At 71.2% G+C, this 17,574-nt stretch carries 14 protein-coding genes and 1 pseudogene; 2 read left to right on the top strand and 13 right to left on the bottom strand.

Annotated elements, in window-relative coordinates; all coding sequences use genetic code 11:
• Positions 1-81 precede the first annotated feature (81 nt).
• Entirely contained in the window at positions 82-450 is a 369-nt protein-coding gene (locus tag ACWGDX_RS32205) for a hypothetical protein (protein WP_453631317.1), read from the top strand.
• Between the two features lie 35 nt (positions 451-485).
• Here ACWGDX_RS32205 and ACWGDX_RS32200 read toward each other — a convergent pair.
• Positions 486-596: pseudogene (locus ACWGDX_RS32200) on the bottom strand (MerR family DNA-binding transcriptional regulator); the annotation flags it as partial.
• A gap of 88 nt (positions 597-684) precedes the next feature.
• On the opposite strand from ACWGDX_RS32200, the gene ACWGDX_RS32195 reads away from it, so the two are divergent.
• Entirely contained in the window at positions 685-1,896 is a 1,212-nt protein-coding gene (locus tag ACWGDX_RS32195) for an MFS transporter (RefSeq protein WP_453631315.1), read from the top strand.
• Positions 1,897-2,053: 157 nt separating this feature from the next.
• On the opposite strand, the gene ACWGDX_RS32190 is transcribed toward ACWGDX_RS32195, so the two are convergent.
• The 12 genes from ACWGDX_RS32190 to ACWGDX_RS32135 form a co-directional block, all read right to left on the bottom strand.
• Positions 2,054-2,893 (bottom strand): phosphate ABC transporter ATP-binding protein, encoded by an 840-nt coding sequence (locus tag ACWGDX_RS32190; RefSeq protein ID WP_453631313.1) that lies wholly within the window; start codon positions 2,891-2,893, stop codon positions 2,054-2,056.
• Between the two features lie 21 nt (positions 2,894-2,914).
• Positions 2,915-3,853, bottom strand: a complete 939-nt coding sequence (locus tag ACWGDX_RS32185; RefSeq protein ID WP_453631311.1) for a sortase — start codon at positions 3,851-3,853, stop codon at positions 2,915-2,917.
• Between the two features lie 178 nt (positions 3,854-4,031).
• Positions 4,032-5,483: an Ig-like domain-containing protein gene (locus ACWGDX_RS32180; RefSeq protein WP_453631309.1), complete on the bottom strand. Its 1,452-nt coding sequence runs from the start codon at positions 5,481-5,483 to the stop codon at positions 4,032-4,034.
• 148 nt (positions 5,484-5,631) lie between these two features.
• Positions 5,632-6,621: a substrate-binding domain-containing protein gene (locus ACWGDX_RS32175; RefSeq protein WP_453631307.1), complete on the bottom strand. Its 990-nt coding sequence runs from the start codon at positions 6,619-6,621 to the stop codon at positions 5,632-5,634.
• Positions 6,622-6,850: 229 nt separating this feature from the next.
• On the bottom strand, positions 6,851-7,867 hold the full coding sequence (locus ACWGDX_RS32170) for a hypothetical protein (RefSeq protein ID WP_453631306.1): 1,017 nt from the start codon (positions 7,865-7,867) through the stop codon (positions 6,851-6,853).
• A 255-nt stretch (positions 7,868-8,122) separates the two neighbouring features.
• Positions 8,123-10,615, bottom strand: coding sequence for a hypothetical protein (locus ACWGDX_RS32165; protein WP_453631304.1), 2,493 nt, complete (start codon positions 10,613-10,615; stop codon positions 8,123-8,125).
• Entirely contained in the window at positions 10,612-12,345 is a 1,734-nt protein-coding gene (locus tag ACWGDX_RS32160; protein WP_453631302.1) for a phosphate ABC transporter substrate-binding protein PstS, read from the bottom strand. The genes ACWGDX_RS32165 and ACWGDX_RS32160 overlap by 4 nt, the downstream gene beginning before the upstream one ends.
• Positions 12,342-13,607: a phosphate ABC transporter permease PstA gene (pstA, locus tag ACWGDX_RS32155; RefSeq protein WP_453631300.1), complete on the bottom strand. Its 1,266-nt coding sequence runs from the start codon at positions 13,605-13,607 to the stop codon at positions 12,342-12,344. Before pstA ends, ACWGDX_RS32160 begins: the two co-directional genes overlap by 4 nt.
• Before the next feature lie 177 nt (positions 13,608-13,784).
• On the bottom strand, positions 13,785-14,819 hold the full coding sequence (gene pstC, locus ACWGDX_RS32150) for a phosphate ABC transporter permease subunit PstC (protein WP_453631299.1): 1,035 nt from the start codon (positions 14,817-14,819) through the stop codon (positions 13,785-13,787).
• Positions 14,820-15,002: 183 nt separating this feature from the next.
• Positions 15,003-15,350: a hypothetical protein gene (locus ACWGDX_RS32145; protein WP_453631297.1), complete on the bottom strand. Its 348-nt coding sequence runs from the start codon at positions 15,348-15,350 to the stop codon at positions 15,003-15,005.
• A 348-nt stretch (positions 15,351-15,698) separates the two neighbouring features.
• A complete protein-coding gene (locus tag ACWGDX_RS32140) occupies positions 15,699-16,490 on the bottom strand; it encodes a phosphate ABC transporter ATP-binding protein (protein WP_382858349.1) in 792 nt (263 codons plus the stop codon).
• A gap of 126 nt (positions 16,491-16,616) precedes the next feature.
• On the bottom strand, positions 16,617-17,574 hold a 958-nt coding region (locus ACWGDX_RS32135; RefSeq protein WP_453631295.1), incomplete at its 5' end, for a sortase.

Here is a 17,574-nt window from a genome sequence, read left to right as displayed (position 1 = left end):
CTCCTCCGCCTTGCGATCCACGGCACCAGACCCCGCTCCCTCACCCAGCCTGATCCAAACGAAAGACCCTAGGCTCTGCTCATGGAACAGAGCGAAGTCGTTCTCAGGGCCATCGGCATTCTGACCCAGTCCGCGGAGTGGATCCGCAGCGCCGACCGGAATCCGGCCGCCGGCGCCGAGTCGGGGGCGGGTCAGGGCGCGGGCCAGATCGGGTCGTTGCTCGCCGAGGTCTTCCCCTCGTTCACGGTCTCCTCCGAGGCCACCCCGCTGGAGGCGGCGCACGCGGTGACCGAGGCGGCGCTGCCCGCCATCATGCAGCTGATCGGGGCGTTCAGCTTCGTCTACTCCGAGCTGGCCGAGGTCCATGACAGCGGCCGTACGGACATCACGTCGGAGGCGCTTCTGCGGGAACTGGCCCTCCGGATGTCCCGTCCGAACGACGCGGTGTAGGGGGAGGCGGCGTAGGGGGACGCGGCGTACGAGGGGGAGCGGTAGCCGTTGTCGGCGCGCTCGGGAGGGAGCAGTTCCTGCTCCTCGTAGTAGCGCAGCATCCGGGTGGGGACGCCGGTGCGCCGGGAGAGTTCACCGATCTTCATGGCGCTCCGTGCGGGGGTCGGGCCCCAAGCGACGGGCTCAAGGGGCGGGCTTGCCTTCACACTGGTGTGAAGGTTTCACCATGCTCGCATGTCCATCGCATCGAGAGACGGCTCCGGCACCGAGGCGGGGTCCGGGCACCCCGGGCTGCCGCTCCTGGGGCTGCTCGCCCTGTTCACGGCGGCGTTCACGGCCGTGATGACCGAACTGCTGCCCGCCGGGCTGCTGCCGGACATGAGCCGGAGTCTGGGGGTGTCCGAGAGCCGGGTGGGGTTCCTGGTGACCGGTTACGCCGCCGCCTCCTTCCTCGCGGCCATCCCGCTCACGGCCGTGCTGCGCGGTCTGCGCAGACGTCCGGTGCTCATCGGCACACTGGCCGGCTTCGCGCTCTGCAACGCCGTCACGGCGCTCTCCTCCGACTACGCCCTGACCTTCGGGGCCCGGCTGACGGCCGGTGTCATGGGCGGCACGCTGTGGGCGATGCTCGCGGGATACGCGGCCCGTATGGTCCCGGCCGAGCGCCGGGGCCGCGCCATCGCGATCGTGCTGGCCGGGATCACGGTCGCGCTCTCCTTCGGCATCCCCGCGGGCACGGCCCTGGCCCAACCGCTGGGCTGGCGGGCCGCCTTCGCGACGGTGGCCGTACTGGCGGCGGTGCTGGTGGCCTGGGTGGCGTGGCGCGTCCCCGACTTTCCCGGTGAACCGGCCTCGGAGCGCGTTCCGTTGTGGCGTATCGCCGCCATGCCCGGCATCCGGACGGTGCTGACCATCACGCTGCTCCTGCTGCTGGGGCACCAGGCGATGTACACGTACATGGCGCCGTTCACCGAGCGCTCGGGCCTCGGCTCCGGCCGGGCCGGCCTGGTCCTGTTCGTCTTCGGGCTCGCCGCGGTGGGCGGGATCTGGCTCGTCGGCGTACTGATCGACCGTCACCCGCGGCCGACGCTGCTGGGCGCCCTGGCCCTGATCGCGGCGGCGATGCTCGCGCTGGGGCTCTTCGGGCGGAACCCGGCCGTCCTGCTGGCCGCCGTCGCGGCGTGGGGCGTCGCTTTCGGCGGAGCGCCGACGCTGTTGCAGACCGCGCTGGTGCGTATCTCGGGGCCCGGGAGGGCGGATGTGGCGACGTCGATGCAGACGACGGTCTACAACGCGGGCATCGCGGCGGGGTCCCTGGCGGGCGGTGTCGTCCTGGAGAGCGCGGGGACCGGCGCGGGCGCGCTGCCCTGGACCACGCTGCCACTGATCGCCGTGGCCCTGGCGACGGTCACGGCCGCGCGCCGCCACGCCTTCCCGGCGCGCTGAGGCCCGGGGGCCCGGCCTCGGGCCGGGCCGCCCGCCCGGAGCGGATACGTACGCTCGCGGACGAAGCACGGCCCGCCCCCGCGCCGCGCCCGCCGCTCGTACCGGTCCAAGGTCCGTGGCTCCGGGGAGGGCGGAGCCGTTGGAAGGCCAGGAGCCCTTATCCGAAGCGGCCGTTGACGTAGTCGGCCGTCCTCGAATCCTGGGGAGTGTTGAACATCGCGTCCGTGTCGCCGTGTTCGACGATGACTCCGGGGGTGCCCTGTTCCGCGAGGAAGAAGGCGCAGGAGTCGGAGACGCGGGCGGCCTGCTGCATGTTGTGGGTGACGATGACGATCGTCACCTCCGACTTGAGTTCGGCGATGGTCTCCTCGATCCGGCGGGTCGAGGTGGGGTCGAGGGCCGAGCAGGGCTCGTCCATCAGCAGGACCCTGGGTCGTACGGCCAGGGAGCGGGCGATGCAGAGGCGCTGCTGCTGGCCGCCGGAGAGGGCGCCGCCCGGCTGGCGGAGGCGGTCCTTGACCTCGCGCCAGAGGCCCGCCTTGGTGAGGCACTCCTCCACGAGGTCGTCCTTGCCGCCGCGGTGGGCCTTCATGCCGTTGAGCTTGAGACCGGCCACGACGTTGTCGTACAGGGACATGGCGGGGAACGGGTTGGGCTTCTGGAAGACCATGCCGATCTGGCGCCGGGCGTGGGTGATACGGCGCCCCCGGTCGTAGATGTCCCCGCCGTCGAGCAGCACGCGTCCGGCGAGACCGGCGGACGGGATCAGCTCGTGCATACGGTTGAGGATGCGCAGGAAGGTCGACTTGCCGCAGCCCGACGGGCCGATCAGCGCCGTGACCTCGTGCGCGGGCATGGTGAGCGAGACGCGGTCGAGCACCTTGTGGTCGCCGAACCACGCGGAGACGCTCTCGGCCTCCAGCGAGGCGGCGGTGTCACGGCCCACCGCGGGCAGGCCCAGGGTGTCGGCGAGGTCATGCGAGGTGGTGGCGGTCATGATGGATCAACTCCCGGTGGTTCAGAGCAGGTTGGGCAGAAGGCGGGTGATGGCGCCGGCGCAGGCCAGGCCCAGGGCGGCCAGTACGGGCACGGCGCAGATCCAGGTCTGCCAGCGGCCCCAGACGCGCTGTGCCCAGGCCGCGAGCAGCGCGGCGAGGAAGAGTGCCTGGGTCCAGAGGAAGACCGCGAGCCAGGCTCCGCTGTCGCCCTTGAGCGCCTCCTCCGCCGTACCGATCCAGCCGGAGCGCCGGTCGCGCGGCGGGCTGGGCTGTACGGGACCGGTCAGCTCGGCGTCCACCCGCAGCACCCCCGAGGGGGTGTACGCGGGGCCGGTGGCGGTGATCAGGGTGAGCCTGCCCTTGGTGGGGTCGGCGGCCGAGGGCAGGGCGTCACCGGCCCGCCTGCTGCCGGTGACCCGGTACTCCGCCTTGCCCTGACCGGTCATCACCGTGAAGGTGGCGTTAACCGGGAGCCGGTCGAGGTTGGCGAAGGGACTGCCGTACCCCCACAGCCTGCCCATGATCACGGCGGTGCCCGCCTGTCCCGGCAGCGGGGTGTCACGGCGGTGTCCGGGGCCGGACATCAGCACACCCGAGGTGGTGCCCTCGCCGACCACCTCGTGGACACCGAGCTCCGGGATGTCCAGCAGCGCCACGGGCGCGCCGAGCGCGAGGGGCTTGCCCTCGACATCGCGCCCGCCCACCGGGGCGGTGCCCTCGGCGAGCTGCTTGCGCAGTTCGTCGTACGAGACCTGCTGGTCACGCTCGTGCTTGAGATGCCCGACGACGGTGAGATTGGCGGCGAAGCCGAGCAGCACGGCGGCGAGCACGCACAGCGCGGCCCCGGCCAGCGCCAGCCCGGGACGGGCGGCGGTCGGGGCGCCTCCGCCGCGCCCGGCGGGCCGGCGGGCCCCGGCCTGCGGCGCGGGGGCGGAGGGCGGCGATATCAGAACGGCCACGGTGGCTGCGCTCCTCGCTCTCGGGGTGGAGGGGTGGTGGTGGGGCGGGAAGTGAAGGGGTGGAGGGGGGTGAGCGGGTGGCCGGCGGTACGGGTACGGATACGAGCGCGGGCCCGGGGGCAGACATACGGTCTGCCCCCGGAAGCCCTCACTCTCCCGTTCCGCCGTCCGTCGCGCGTCAGTCGACCGGCGGGCCGGCCGGTGCGGCGAACGTGAGCATGCCCCTGCGGCGCGCGCCGACCACGAAGGCCGCGCCCACGAAGAGCAGTGCCAGCGAGCCGAGGCCGATCGCCGCGACACCGGTGCCGGTCGAGGCGAGCGAACCGCCCCCGCCACCGCTGCCGCCGGCGCTGCCGCTGCCGCCGTCCGAGCCGCCCGTACCGCCGGTGTCCGACCCGCCGGTGTCGCCACCGGTCGCGCCGTCCGTCGTACCGCCGTCCTCGCCGGTGCTGTCACTGGGCTCGGGGCTGGGGTCCGGGTCGGCCGCCTCGCCGGTGGTGAAGGCGAACGCGACGCTGTGGCCGTCCGCCTTGTCCTCGGCGAGGGTCAGCGTGTGGTCGCCGTCGGCGATCTCGTCCGGGACGGTGAAGTCGTAGCCCTGCACGATGCCTTCGGCGTCCGCCGTGGCGTCGGCGAAGGCCGTCTCGCTGTCGGAGAGGGAGACCTTCACCACAGCGCTCGGGGAGTAGCCGCGGGCGGTGACGGCGACCTTCTGACCGGCCTCCAGATTGGGGTTCTCACCCAGCGGGTTGCCGTCCGCGTCGACGACTTCGAGGTCGGCGGGCTCCTCGGGGCTCTGGGAGCCGCTGGGCGACGGGGAACCGGACGGGCTCGTGGCCGGCTTGACCGTGTAGTCGGCGATGGACCCCACAGAACCGGTGTAGGCGTCCGGGTCGGCGGGGGTGAACTGCGCCCCGAGGCTCATCACGCCCAGGGGCAGGGCCGTGGTGGTGAACACGGCGGTGCCGTTGTCGGCCGCCTTGCTGCCCAGCTCGACCGGCTCGGCGTTGAGCTGCTTCGCGGTCAGGGTGAAGTCACCGGCCACGGCGGGGGTCACCTTCGCCGTGATGGTCACCGTGTCGCCCAGGCTGGACTCGATCTCCGGGACCGCCGTCAGCTCGACGCTGGTGGCCTCCGCCTGCGGCAGTGTCCAGGTGTCGCCGGTGACCTCGATGTTCGTGGAGAAGAACGCGAACGCGTTCGTGTCGTCCCAGTTGGGGCACTCCAACTGCAGTGTGTAGGTGCCGTCATGGGACTCGGCGCCGAACCAGCCGTCGAGGATGTTGGCGAAGGAGGTGCCCCACACCGGCAGGTCGACGTCCACGGGCGCGGCGTCATAGCCGCCGGCGCTCAGCTGGCCGAGACTCGGACGCAGTCCGGTCGTCGGGTGGACCACCCGGAGCTGGAGGGCGTCGCCCTGGCCCGCCGGGCACGGCGCGTCCGTGGTCACATGCGGGACCAGGGGGTTGTCGGTGATGTTCCCGGAGGTCCGGCTGAGGGTCAGATCACCCAGCCGGTCCGCCGCCCTCGCGGTGGCCGCGGCGCCGAGCACGGCGGCGGCGGCGCCCAGGATCAGGGCGCAGCACATCAGCAGCGCCGGAAATGTTCTCGCTCGCGCGAGGCGTGTCATGGTCGTTACTCCTAGTAGGTGTAGGTCAGGCACGAGGTGCGGTGTCGGGCGCCGCTGCCGGTCGGATCCGGATACGCCGCCGGGCCGGGCACCTGGAGGGGTGTCCGGCCTGCGTGGGAGAGAAGGGATATTGATCAGCGCACCCCCGTCACAATGTGCTGCCGCAGGCGGAGCCGAGTGTGGCGAAGCCGTACACCTGGATCAGATTGGCCTGGGCGCAGACCGTGGAAGTGGGGCCGGCGAAGGCGCTGATGAGGTCGGGGTCCGGGGTGGGGCCACCGGTCAGCTCGGCGGTCCGGACGACGTTGTAGACGGCACGGGTGAAGGGGAAGGCGGTGTTCAGCCTGCCGCTGACGCGCGGCGCGACGCCCTCCACCCGGCTGAGGACCGTCACACCGTGACGGTCCGCCACCACACCGCCCGTCTGGGCGATGTACCGCGCGATCGAGTACGGGGCGATGTCGCCGGCCGTGTCCAGGGCCGTGCCGTCGTGCTCCTGGACGGTGTCGTCGACACAGGAGCCGAGCTGCGGCTCGGTGACACCGATCCGGCGCAGGAAGAAGCTCCGCGTGCCGGAACCCGGCTGCGGCAGCAGCGGGGTCAGGGCGACACCGCCGTGCGTGGTCAGCGCGCAGGTGTAGATGTCACGGAGCTGCTCGGTCGTGAAGCCCACGCCGTCGTTGAGGGCGCTGTTCGAACGGACCGCGACGGTCACCGCGTCCTTGGCGAACGGAATGAACGTCAGCCGGTTGCTCCGGGTCTCCACGATGTCCTCCGGACCGACGGAGGAGCGGGCGAAGTCGACGCAGTGCGTACCGGCGGCGATGTCGACGCGCAACGCGTCGATACCGGCGTGCGACCCGTTGGGCCGGGGGATCTGGCAGCCGACGGGACGGGTCTTGATGGGCGAGGAGCCCGTCGCGTCGTACGAACCGATCAGAAGGCTGTGCGGAACACCGTCGGGGTCGGCGACGACGGAGCCCAGACCGCTGAGCACGTCCTGCGTGGTGTCGGAGCCCACGCCGACGAGCCGGCGGTACTGGGGAGGGTCGGCGACGGCCGCGGGGGCGAGGAAGCTCACGGCGAGAGCGGCGGTGACGGCGACGGCCGCCGACCGGATGGCGGATGTGATGTTCACGCTGTGCCTCTCCTCCGTGATCGCGGTACCTGGAGCCGTCGGCCGGCCGCGGGTGCGGGGACCGGGGGCCGGGCACCCGTGGAGGGTGCCCGGCCGTGGTGCGGTGGGGCGTGTGGTGCGGTGGGGCGTGTGGTGCGGTGGGGCGTGTGGTGCGGTGAGTACTGGTGGTGCGGCGAGTACTGGGAGAAGAACCGGGGCGGAGACCGTGGTCAGTGCCCGCCCCGGGTCATCAGCGCTCGGCCTTGACGCTGGTGTTGCCGCAGTTGGTGATCGTGCCGAAGCCGTAGTTCTCGATGACGGCCGTCTGGGCGCAGATCTCGGCGGTGGTGGCCAGGGCCGGGTTCGCGTTCGGGATGCTCTCGAAGGCCCTGATCAGGTCGGCGTCGGGAGCGGTGCCACCGTTCAGCTTGGCGGTCGGGACGACGTTGTAGACGTCACGGTTGTACGGGAAGGCGGTGTTCAGCTTGCCGGCGATGCGGGGCTGGATGGTGTCCACCTTGGCCAGGACCGTGGCGCCGTGACGGTCCGTCACCACACCACCGGTCTGGGCGATGTACTGGGCGATGGAGTACGGGGCGACGTTGCCGACGTCCGTCAGGGCGGTGCCGTCGTGCTCCTGGACGGTGCCGTTGACGCAGGAGCCGAGCTGAGCCTCGGTGACGCCGATCTTCTCCAGGAAGAAGGTGCGGGTACCGGAGCCCGACTGCGGCAGCAGCGGCTTGAGCGCCACGCTGTTGTGCGTGATCTTGGTGCAGGTGTAGATGGCGCGCAGCTCGGCGGTGGTGAAGCCGACGTTGTCGTTGAGGGCGCTGTTCGAACGGACCGCGACGGTCACCGCGTCCTTGGCGAACGGGATCCAGGTCAGCCGGGTCGTGCTGAAGTCGACCGGGCCCCGGGAGGAGCGGGCGAAGTCGACACAGTCGATCGCGGTGTTGGTGAGGTCGTTGCGCAGCGCGTCGATGCCGGCCGAGGAGCCGTTGGGCCGGTTGATCGGGAGGCCGACACGGCAGGTGACCGATCCGGTGCCCGTCGCGTTGTACGACTGGATGAGCTGGTTGTCCGGGATGTTGTTCGGGTCGAGGATGACGTTGCCCAGACCGTTGACGACGTCCTGCGTGGTGTCGGAGCCCACGCCGACGATCTGGCGGGTCTCGGAGTCGGCGGACGCGGGGGTCGCGAAGAGGCTGAGGCCCATGGCGACGGCACCGGCGGCGGCGGCCATGCGAATACGGGACTTGACGTTCACTTCTGTTCTCCTCCGTGAAAAACGGATTGCGAGGAATGGACGGTCAAGAGGAATCCGGATTTCGTTGCTGCCGACCCGTCGGCCGACACCGTGAACAGTTCCTCATTCTCCCGCCGGAGATCCACCAACTCCATTGAAGGAAAAGGTTACGAGGGCATTTCCTAGGTGACTCCTAGGGAATTCACCGGTGGTTGCACGGAATTCCCGGAGGGCGGAACGCCACTCCGGGAATTCCAGGGCCACGGTCCCGTCAGATCATCCGGAGCCGCCCGTCGCCGCCCGTCGTACGGAGAGCCGCAGGAGTACGGGGCCGGCCAGCGCGGCGACACCGCCCGCGACCAGGACCCCGAGCAGCACCCAGCGGACGATGCCCAGGACCTCGCCGGGGGTCAGTCCGCCGGCCGAGGCCGCGACGCTCTTGGCGGGGCCCGGACCGCCGCCCGCCGCGGCGCCCGGAGTGGCGGAGGCGCTGGGCGCGTCCGTAGCGGAACCGCCGGCCGCCGCCTCCTCGTCCGCGGTGCCGCCGGCCGCCGCCGTACCGTCACCGGCGCCGCCCGCGGACCCGCCGCCGGCGGCACCGCCGCCACCGGAGCCGCCGGAACCGTTCGAAGCGCTCTCGTCACCGCCGGGGGTGGCCGGCTTGCCGCGTTCGAGCTCGTCGGCGGCGGCCGACGCCTGGTCGCGCAGGGCCTCGGGCAGCGGCGCGTATCCGGGCGGCAGCTCACCGGGTGCCAGGCCCGGTGTCTGCCCGGCGCCCGCCGCGTACCGGATCAGCCGCGCGTAGTCCTGGCGCACCTTCGCGGGCTGGTCCAGCGGAGCGACGGCGTAGGCGACCGCCGCCAGCGGATAGGCACCGCCCTTCGCGGTGGCCGGGGTGGGTGCCTTCACACCCTTGACGGCCGAGTCGGGCATCCGGTCGACGGCCTTGAGCAGGGCGTCGGCGGTCGGCTTGACGTACTCGCCGTCGGCGTTCGGAAGCGCGGCGACGTCCAGCTCGTAGCGGGACGCGGACGCGGCGTCGACGATGCCGTACGTCCTGCGGTCGCCCGGGATGGCGTCCGAGGTCACCAGCTTGACACCGCCGGGGGAGTTGGGGTCCTGGGCGGGGACGAAGGTCGCCCCGCTGGCCCCTCGCCGGATCCGCAGCGCTCCGTTGTGCAGGTCGTTGGAGTAGGGCGACTTCTCCTGCTGTCCGTACGAGATCTTCCCCGTCTGGTCATCGCCGAGTGCCAGCGACACCTCGGTCTCGGTCGGGTCCGCCTTCGGGAAATCGAAAGGGGCGTCCTTGTCGAGACCCAGTCCCTGGTAGGAGGGATTCACCTTCATGCCCCAGGGGTCAGGCTTTCCCTGTAGGAATTCCCGGGCGTCGGTGTCCGACTGGAGATAGCGCCAGACAAGGGAATTGACATCCGAATTACCGGCCTGAAGCAATATTCCGTCGGGCCCGAGCTGAGGAGCCGTAGGACGCTCGAAGTACGGGTTCAGTTCTCTGAATTCCGGATCGACGATGATGGAGAGCGCGTTTCCTTCGAGATGCTTCGGAACCGGACTCTGGAAGGTGATCTGCCGTACGTCGTACGGGTACGAACCGGTCATCAGCTTGGCCAGCAGCCGTGGACTGAGCTTGAGATCGTGCACCTGCCCGGCGTCCCCGTCCTCCCAGAAGAAGCCGACGGTCAGGGCGCTGACGGCCACGGGAGCGTGCACGACCTCCGCCCCGCCCTCGACCGGCGCCACGGTGATGCCCAGTCCGGGCGAACTCGGCGTGGGATTCGAGATGAGCCCGCGCGTGTACTCCTCGCCCGCCTGGCTGAAGGTGAACCGCGCGTCGGCGCCCGAGCACAGCCGCGTCTGCCAGGACGTGATGGCGTCGGTCAACAGCTCGGAGCCGATGACGCGGCGCTCGGCCTTGTCGGCGTCACAGGTGTTGCCCACCGGACCGAAGTCCATCGGGAAGACGATCCGCTGGTCCCAGTTGGACTGGCTCAGGCCGGAGGTCTTCAGTCCCATACCGATGTCGGAGGAACCGTCGGGATCGTGTGTGCCACGGGGGACGACGACCAGCCAGCACCGCCGGGGCGTCGTCCGCCCGGCTGCCGGGTCGACCTCGCCGCATCCCAGATGAGGTGCTTCGAGCGCCGTCTTCACCTCGAAGATCGCTTCGCCGGTGCCGTCCTGCCTCGTGCGCAGCCAGGGCTGGGTGTTGGTGTCGTTGTTGGTGAAGTACGTCCAGTCGGTGCCCGTATCGGTCTGTTCCCCGACCACCGGCCGGAACGGGACGAACGGGTTGCCGCCGCCGGGGGCCTCGGTGTACTCCGTCTCCCCCGGGTCCAGGCCCCTGGGCAGCGCCCGCAGACCCATGAAGCGCTCGCCCGCGTTGTTCGCGCCGAACTCGCACTGCTCGCGTTCGGGGCCCGCCGGGTCGTCCCCCCAGCACTGCATGATCTGGAGGAAGTTCATATATTTCGCGGCCGACGTCTCCTGGCCCGTCCAGCTCACCTCGACGCCCTGCGCGCGTAGATTCCTGGTCTGATGGACCGTCACCTTGAGACCGGAGAAGTCGTCGTGCGGGCCCTTCTTGCCGGTCTTCGTCACCGCGGAGTCCTCGGCGGTGACGTCCGCCAGCGGCGCCTCCGCCGCCTGGACCGGTCCTGACGGCAGCGGTACGAGGGCCAGCAGCAGGGCGCCGGCCAGCGCGCCGAGACCGGCCTTGACCCGCCGGGACACCGTCATCTCGCGCACGCTCATCCCGATCCCTCCCTGCGGCGGGAGCGGGCGGACAGGGCGCGTGCGGTCAGCGGCGGGCCGATGACGACGCCGACGAGCAGCAGGGCGGAGAGCCCCATCAGCGCGCCGCGCAGCGCCGACGACTCGCCCGAGGCGAGGGTGACCGGGTTCGCGACGACCGAGGAGTCGCCGCCGGAGGCGCCGTCCTCGGTGATCAGCTCGCCGGTGTCGGGGTCGATCGTTCCGCCGGACGTGCCGGACGCCGCGGCGGACGGGTCCTGGGAGCCGGAGGCGCCGCCCGTGGTGCCCGCTCCCCCGGTGCCGGCCGAGGTGCCGCCCGTACCGCCGGTCGCTCCCGTACCGCCGCTGCCGCCCGTGCTGCCGCCCGAACCGCCGCTGCCCGAGCCGCCGTTCGAGCCCTGCGCCGACGGCTTCACCGGGGTCTGCGTGCCCTTGGCACCCGCGGTGCCGGTCGAGCACTGGGTCGTGCCCCTCTTGTCACAGGCCTTCGGCCGCGGGGCGTTGTTGGCGAGCGTGTTGGTCCCGTTGGAGGAGAAGGTGGGGTTCCGGCAGGATTCGATGTTGATCTTGTCCTTGGGCGCGCCCGGGATCCGCCTGACCTGCTCGAAGCCCGCCAGGACCAGGTTCTTCGGCAGCGGCGAGTAGCCCAGTTCCTCGGCCATCTGCTGACCGTCGCAGAGGAAGTAGTTGGCGAAGGTGCCCAGCGAGAGGCCCTTGGCCTCGGTCATCGGATTCTGGTCACCGGCCAGCGAGGTGGGAATGATCATGTAGCTGTAGCTGGAGAGCGGATAGGACCTGCTGTCCTTCGACCCGTAGACGCCGTCGAGGATCTGCGTCAGATAGTTGGTCGAGTTCTTGTCCGGGTTGATCTTGGCGTCGAGCAGGGCCACGGCGACGCTGGACGCGGTCGGCTCCACGTAGTAGTCGGAGTCGTTGAGCACCTTGGCGACCGGGAAGCCGGTCGAGATGGCGTACGAGTACTCGACATAGGTGATCGCGCCCTCGGCCTGGTTCTGCTTCACATAGCTGGAGACCCCGAGCGAACCGGACTTGGCGATGGTCGAGGTGCCGGGCACGACCGGGAAGTACGAGGTCAGACCGCACGGCGAGGCGCGTCCGGCGCGTCCGCAGTAGTCGTTCCACGTCGGGCCGTGCTCCTTGGCCAGCCAGGCGGTGAGCTGCGCCGTCGTACCGGAGCCGTCGGAGCGTACGACCGGCACGATCCGGCGGGCGGGGAGGGTAAGTCCCGGATTGTCGGCCCGGATCTCGGGCGCGTTCCACATGGTGACCTTCGAGGTGAAGATCTTCGCGAGGACATCGCCGGACAGCCGCAGATTGGTGACCCGCTTGCCGCCGATCTTCAGGTTGTACATGAAGGCGGTACCGCCGGCCACGATCGGCATATAGGCGAAACCGCGCGTGGGCGGGGTGTCGGTGACGCCGCCCTCCTTGAGCCCGTACGGGATCTCGGAGACACCGAAGTCGACCGAGCCGTTTCTGAACTGCTCACGCCCGTTGGACGATCCGGTCGCGGCGAAGTTGACGGTCATACCGAAGTTGGAGGCGACATTGCGGCGCCACTGGTCCAGCGCGTTGGCACTCCAGGTGGAGCCCGCGCCGTTGATCTTCGGATAGGTCGCCGCCCAGGCGGGCGGCGGCCCGATGGCCAGCAGCGCACAGAGCAGCGCGGCCAGCCCCATGGCCAGACGGGAGACGGTCGCGGGTCTCACGGGGAACTCCTGAAGGGTGTGGCGGAGGGTACGGCCGGCTTGTGGCCGTCCGTACCGGTGCGGGTACGGGTGGCGAAGCGCTCGGCGTCACGGCGTGAGGCGAGCACCCGCCGATGGGTCTGACGGCGCGTCAACTGACCCGGCGCGCGCCCGCCGATGATCCGGGCGATGATGAACAGCAGCAGCACCAGGGCCATCAGCGTCGCCGCGGTGCCGAAGCCGCGGGCGATCATGTTCGGTTCGGGCGACTTGACGAACTCGAAGGTGGCGAGCGGCAGGGACACCTGCGACCCGTCGAACGGATCGGCGTTCATCTCGGCGCTGAAGCCCGCGGTGAGCAGCACCGGAGAGGTCTCGCCGACTCCGCGCGCGGTGCCGAGGATCACCGAGGTGGTCAGACCGGAGCGGGCGGTGGGCAGCACCACGTGCCAGGCGGTGCGCCAGCGGGAGGTGCCCAGCGCGTACGACGCCTCGCGCAGCGTGCCGGGCACCAGCCTGATCACCACGTCGGAGGCGCGGATGATGATGGGCAGCATCATCACCGCCAGGGCGAGGGAGGCGGCGAGGCCCGACCTGCCGGTGCCCAGGGTGAGGATCACGGTCGCGTAGATGAACAGACCCGCGACGATGGACGGCAGCGCGGTCATGGCCTCGACGACGGTGCGGACGAACCGCGCGAACCGTCCCGGCACCTCGTTGAGGAAGACCGCGCAGAGCAGCCCGGCCGGCACGGTGAGCACCAGCGCGATACCGATCTGCTCCAGCGTGCCGACGACGGCGTGCAGGATGCCGCCCACGCTCAGCGGTTCGAGCGGGCCCGAGAGCTTCATGTCCTCGGTGAAGAAGTTGAGGTGGGGCAGCGCCTTGCGGCCCTCCCACAGCGTGAAGACGATCACGAAGACCAGGGCGGTGAGCAGGACCAGGCCCATGCTGCGGACGAAGACCCCGGCGAGCCGGTCCCGTACGGTCGCCGCGTCCTCGTCGAAGGAGACCAGCAGCGCGTACAGGGCGAGGAAGATCGCGTACCCGACGCAGACGAATCCGACCACCCCGTTGAACGGCAGCAGCCATACGAAGAGCAGCGCGGTCAGGCCGGTGGCCGCGGCGCCCGCGCCCAGCAGCGCGTAGATGTCCGTGGCCCGGCCCAGCCCCAGGGAACGCCGCCGCTCCCCGCCCGGCTCGGCGGGCCGCGGCCGGCTCGCGGGCAGCACGGTGCGCCGTTCCGCCGTGACGGCCGGCGGCGTCTCGGGTGCGAGGGTCATAGCGGGTGAATCCCCTTAGAGACGGCTTGCGGTGGGCCGGTGACGCCGGCCCGTGCGGCGGTTGGGTACAGGGCGCGTGAGCCCGCCCCGGCGGCGGCGGACCGGGCGCGGGCGCCCGTCCCGCGGTGACGGAGGAACCGGTGGCCGGACAGGTCCGGCGGACAGCCGCTCATGGCGCTACGCGTCGCTCGCCGCGCCGGAGCGGCTGCGGGCGACGATCGACGAGGCGGCGAAGTTGACGATCAGGGTCATCACGAAGAGCGCGAGGCCCGCCGCCATCAGCGCGGACATGGCGAAGGGGCTGGCCTCTCCGTACCGCAGCGCGATCAGTGAGGAGACCGAGCTGGTCCCGCTCTGGATGATGTGCCACTGGATCACGAAGACCGGCGAGATGATCAGGTAGACGGCGATGGTCTCGCCCAGGGCCCGGCCGAGGCCGAGCATGGTGCCGCCGATCATGCCGCCCTTGCCGAAGGGCAGGACGACGCTGCGGATCATCCCCCAGCGGGTGGCGCCCAGCGCGTAGGCGCCCTCGCGCTCACCGGCCGGGGCCTGGGTGAAGACCTCACGCATCACCGAGCAGATGACGGGCGCGACCATGAAGCCCACCACGATGCCCGCGATCAGGGTCGAGGAGGTGTAGACGGTCGCGGTGGAGAGCGGGTCGTTCGGGTCGGTGCCGACCACACTGAACGGCGGGAACCAGCCCAGATAGGTGGCGATCCAGCGGGCGGTGGGCAGGATGGCGCCCTCGAAGAAGAACAGCCCCCAGAGTCCGTAGACCACGCTGGGCACCGCCGCCATCAGGTCGACGACGCTGATCAGCGTGGAGCGGATCCCGGGCCGCGCGTACTCGGAGATGTAGAGCGCCGCGCAGACCGCGAGCGGCACCGCCACCACGATCGCCACCAGGGCGATCAGCACGGTACCGACCATCACGGCCGCGATACCGAAATTGCCCGCGTCCGGCTCCCAGGCCTCGGTGGTCAGGAAGGACCAGCGGGCCCGGTCGAGCGCCGGCCACGCCCGGTACAGCAGAAAACCGCCGACCAGCAGCATGACGGCGAGGACCAGGCCACCGCCGCCTCGGGCCACCCCTCGGAAGATCCGGTCGGGCAGCCCGGGGTCGGCGTACAGCACGCGTGAACTGTCGACGGCCGGCGCCTCGCCGGAATCACCGCCGAACGGCCGGCCGGTCACCCCGGCGGCCACAGTTCGCTCCCTTGTTCGTCTCAGCACAACCAAGACGCTCACGGGGCGCGGTTGACACGTGGGCACCTTCACGTGAACGAGGGGCGCCCTAGAGGCAACTTCGGGTTACGAACGTGTGCAAGTGGCGTGCGGAGAACCATGCGCGGCGCCAGACTCCTGTGCGCATGAGGATCGAAATCCGTTTCAACGGCCGCTCCACGGGAAGTCGCCGCTGTCGCCCAACTCCCGTAACAGGTCACGGAACCGGGCGTACGCCGCCCGGCAGGTCGAGTACCGCTCGTACGAACGGGCGGACACGATCGTGCGCTGTCCGCCCTGGTCCCTGACGATCCACATCCAGCCGTTGTTCTCCTGCGTGTGCTGGACACCTCCGGTGAGGACCGCGTGTTGTCGGCAGACCTCCTCGAAAGAAGCGCGGCACCGCTCGTACGTGGCGAAAGCGATGGCCGAAACGGCCACCACCCGCCCGTTCTGTGCGACGACGCGCCATCCGTAGCGGCCGTCGGCGTCGATGTCGGTCTGACAGCGCACGCCGGCGGCGCTCCGTAATCTCCCGGTCTCATCGGGCGATCCCATGTCCCCACCCCTGCCACTCGTCCCAGTCGGGCCGCGGTTACGGCCCTTGGAGCAGCAGGTGCAACCTAGTGAGACGTTCGTGACACGTGGGATTCAACCGACTACCTGACGAGATGATTCGCCAGGAAGTTGCCCCTTGGTTACGGCAAGGTCACCAACAGACACCGAGAACAATCGTGGGAAACCGCGTTCCATCGCAACGAACTACGCGCGTCGCACCAGGCAGGGCACCTGGCGCGACGCGCGTTCGAACGCACCCCGACGGGCGTTCGGTTCAAGGGGTCCCCGGGGGACCTGTACGACCTAGCCGAAGCGGCCGTTGACGTAGTCGGCGGTACGGGGGTCGGCCGGGCTGTGGAACATCGCGGTGGTGTCGCCGTGCTCGACGATGCCGCCGGGCGTGCCCTGTTCGGCGAGGAAGAAGGCGCACCGGTCGGAGACCCGGGCCGCCTGCTGCATGTTGTGGGTGACGATGACGACGGTGACCTCGCCGGCCAGTTCCTTGATCGTCTCCTCCACCCGCCGGGTGGAGGTCGGGTCGAGCGCCGAGCAGGGCTCGTCCATCAGCAGCACCCGCGGTCTGACCGCCAGCGAGCGGGCGATGCAGAGCCGCTGCTGCTGGCCGCCGGAGAGCGCGCCGCCCGGCTGGCGCAGCCGGTCACGTACCTCGTTCCACAGCCCCGCCTTGGTCAGGCAGTGCTCGACCAGCTCGTCCCTGGCGTCCCGGCCGAGCCGGACGCCGGTGAGCTTCAGACCGGCGGTGACGTTCTCGTACACGGACATGGCCGGGAAGGGGTTCGGCTTCTGGAAGACCATGCCGATCCGCTTCCTGGCGTCGGTCAGCCGCCGCTCCGGCGCGTAGATGTCCTGCCCGCCGAGCAGCACCTCGCCGGCGAGCGCGGCCGACGGGATCAGCTCGTGCATCCGGTTGAGGATCCGGAGGAAGGTGGACTTGCCGCAGCCGGAGGGACCGATCAGCGCCATGACCTCTCCGGCCGGCATGGTCAGCGACACCCGGTCCAGCACCTTGTGGTCACCGAACCAGGCCGAGACGCGGCGCGCCTCCAGCTCGGCGGCGGTGCCCGGGGCGGGGATCCCCGCCGACGGAAGGGGGATGGTGTCGGAGGTGGAGGCGGTCACGTCATGTCCTTCGAGGTCGCGGGGGTTGCGGGGGGTCGGGGTCCCGGGCGGCCGGGGATACGGCGGCCGGAGGCCCGGCGGTCAGAGGAGGTTGGGCAGCAGCAGCGCGGCCTGGTCCGCGACGACGAAGCCGAGCGCGCCGAGTACGGGGACGCCGACGACCCAGGCCTCGCGGCGGCCCGAGCGGGCCCGTATCCAGGTCAGGGCCGCGGCGGCGAGCAGCAGGGCCTGGCCCCAGAGCACCAGCGGCATCCAGGCGGACGCCTGGACGGCCATCGGCCTCTCGTCGGCGGGCAGTGAACCGGCCGTGTACAGCGGCGCTGCGCCGGGCTGGACGGCGGAGACGAGATCCGCGTCCACCCGCAGCAGTCCGCCGGGCAGGAAGGCGTGCCCGTCGCCGGTGATCAGCGTGAGCCTGCCCTTGCCCGCTTCGAGGACGGACGGCTGCGGGTCGCCCTCCCTGCGCACGCCCAGCACCCGGTAGGTGTGCTTGCCCTGGCCGGTGCTGACGGTGAAGGTCTCACCGGCCCTGAGCTGTTCGAGATGCGCGAACGGGCCCCCGTAGGCGGCCTGACGGCCCATCACGACGCTGACGCCGGGCTGGCCGGGCAGCACGCTGTCCCTGCGGTGTCCGGGCCCGGTGGCGAGCACCTGTGCGGTGGTGCCCTCCCCGATGACCGTCCGCAGTCCGAGCTGCGGGATGTCCAGCAGCGCGACCGAGGTGCCGAGGGCCAGCGGCTCGCCGTTCTGGGCGCGCGGCCCGACCGGCGCCGTGGCGTTGGCGAGTTCCCCGCGCAGGGCGGAGTTCGCCACCTGCTGGTCCCTGCCGTGGCGCAGATCGCCGAGCGGCCCCAGATTCGCGACGAACGCGAGGAGCAGTACGGCGAGGATGCTCAGCGCGGCACCGGTGGCGCGCAGCGCCGGGCCGGCCCGGCGCTGGTCGCGCGCCCCGCCCGCCCGGGGGGGGGGCGGCGGGGGCGCCACGGGGGGCGGGGTGACCCGCCGCGCACCAGCCCAGGAGGAGGGGTGGGGGCGCCCG

It is taken from the genome of Streptomyces sp. NPDC055025 (assembly GCF_053608565.1).
Note: the sequence above shows the minus strand (reverse complement) of the source record. Positions and strands in the feature narration are given on the sequence as shown.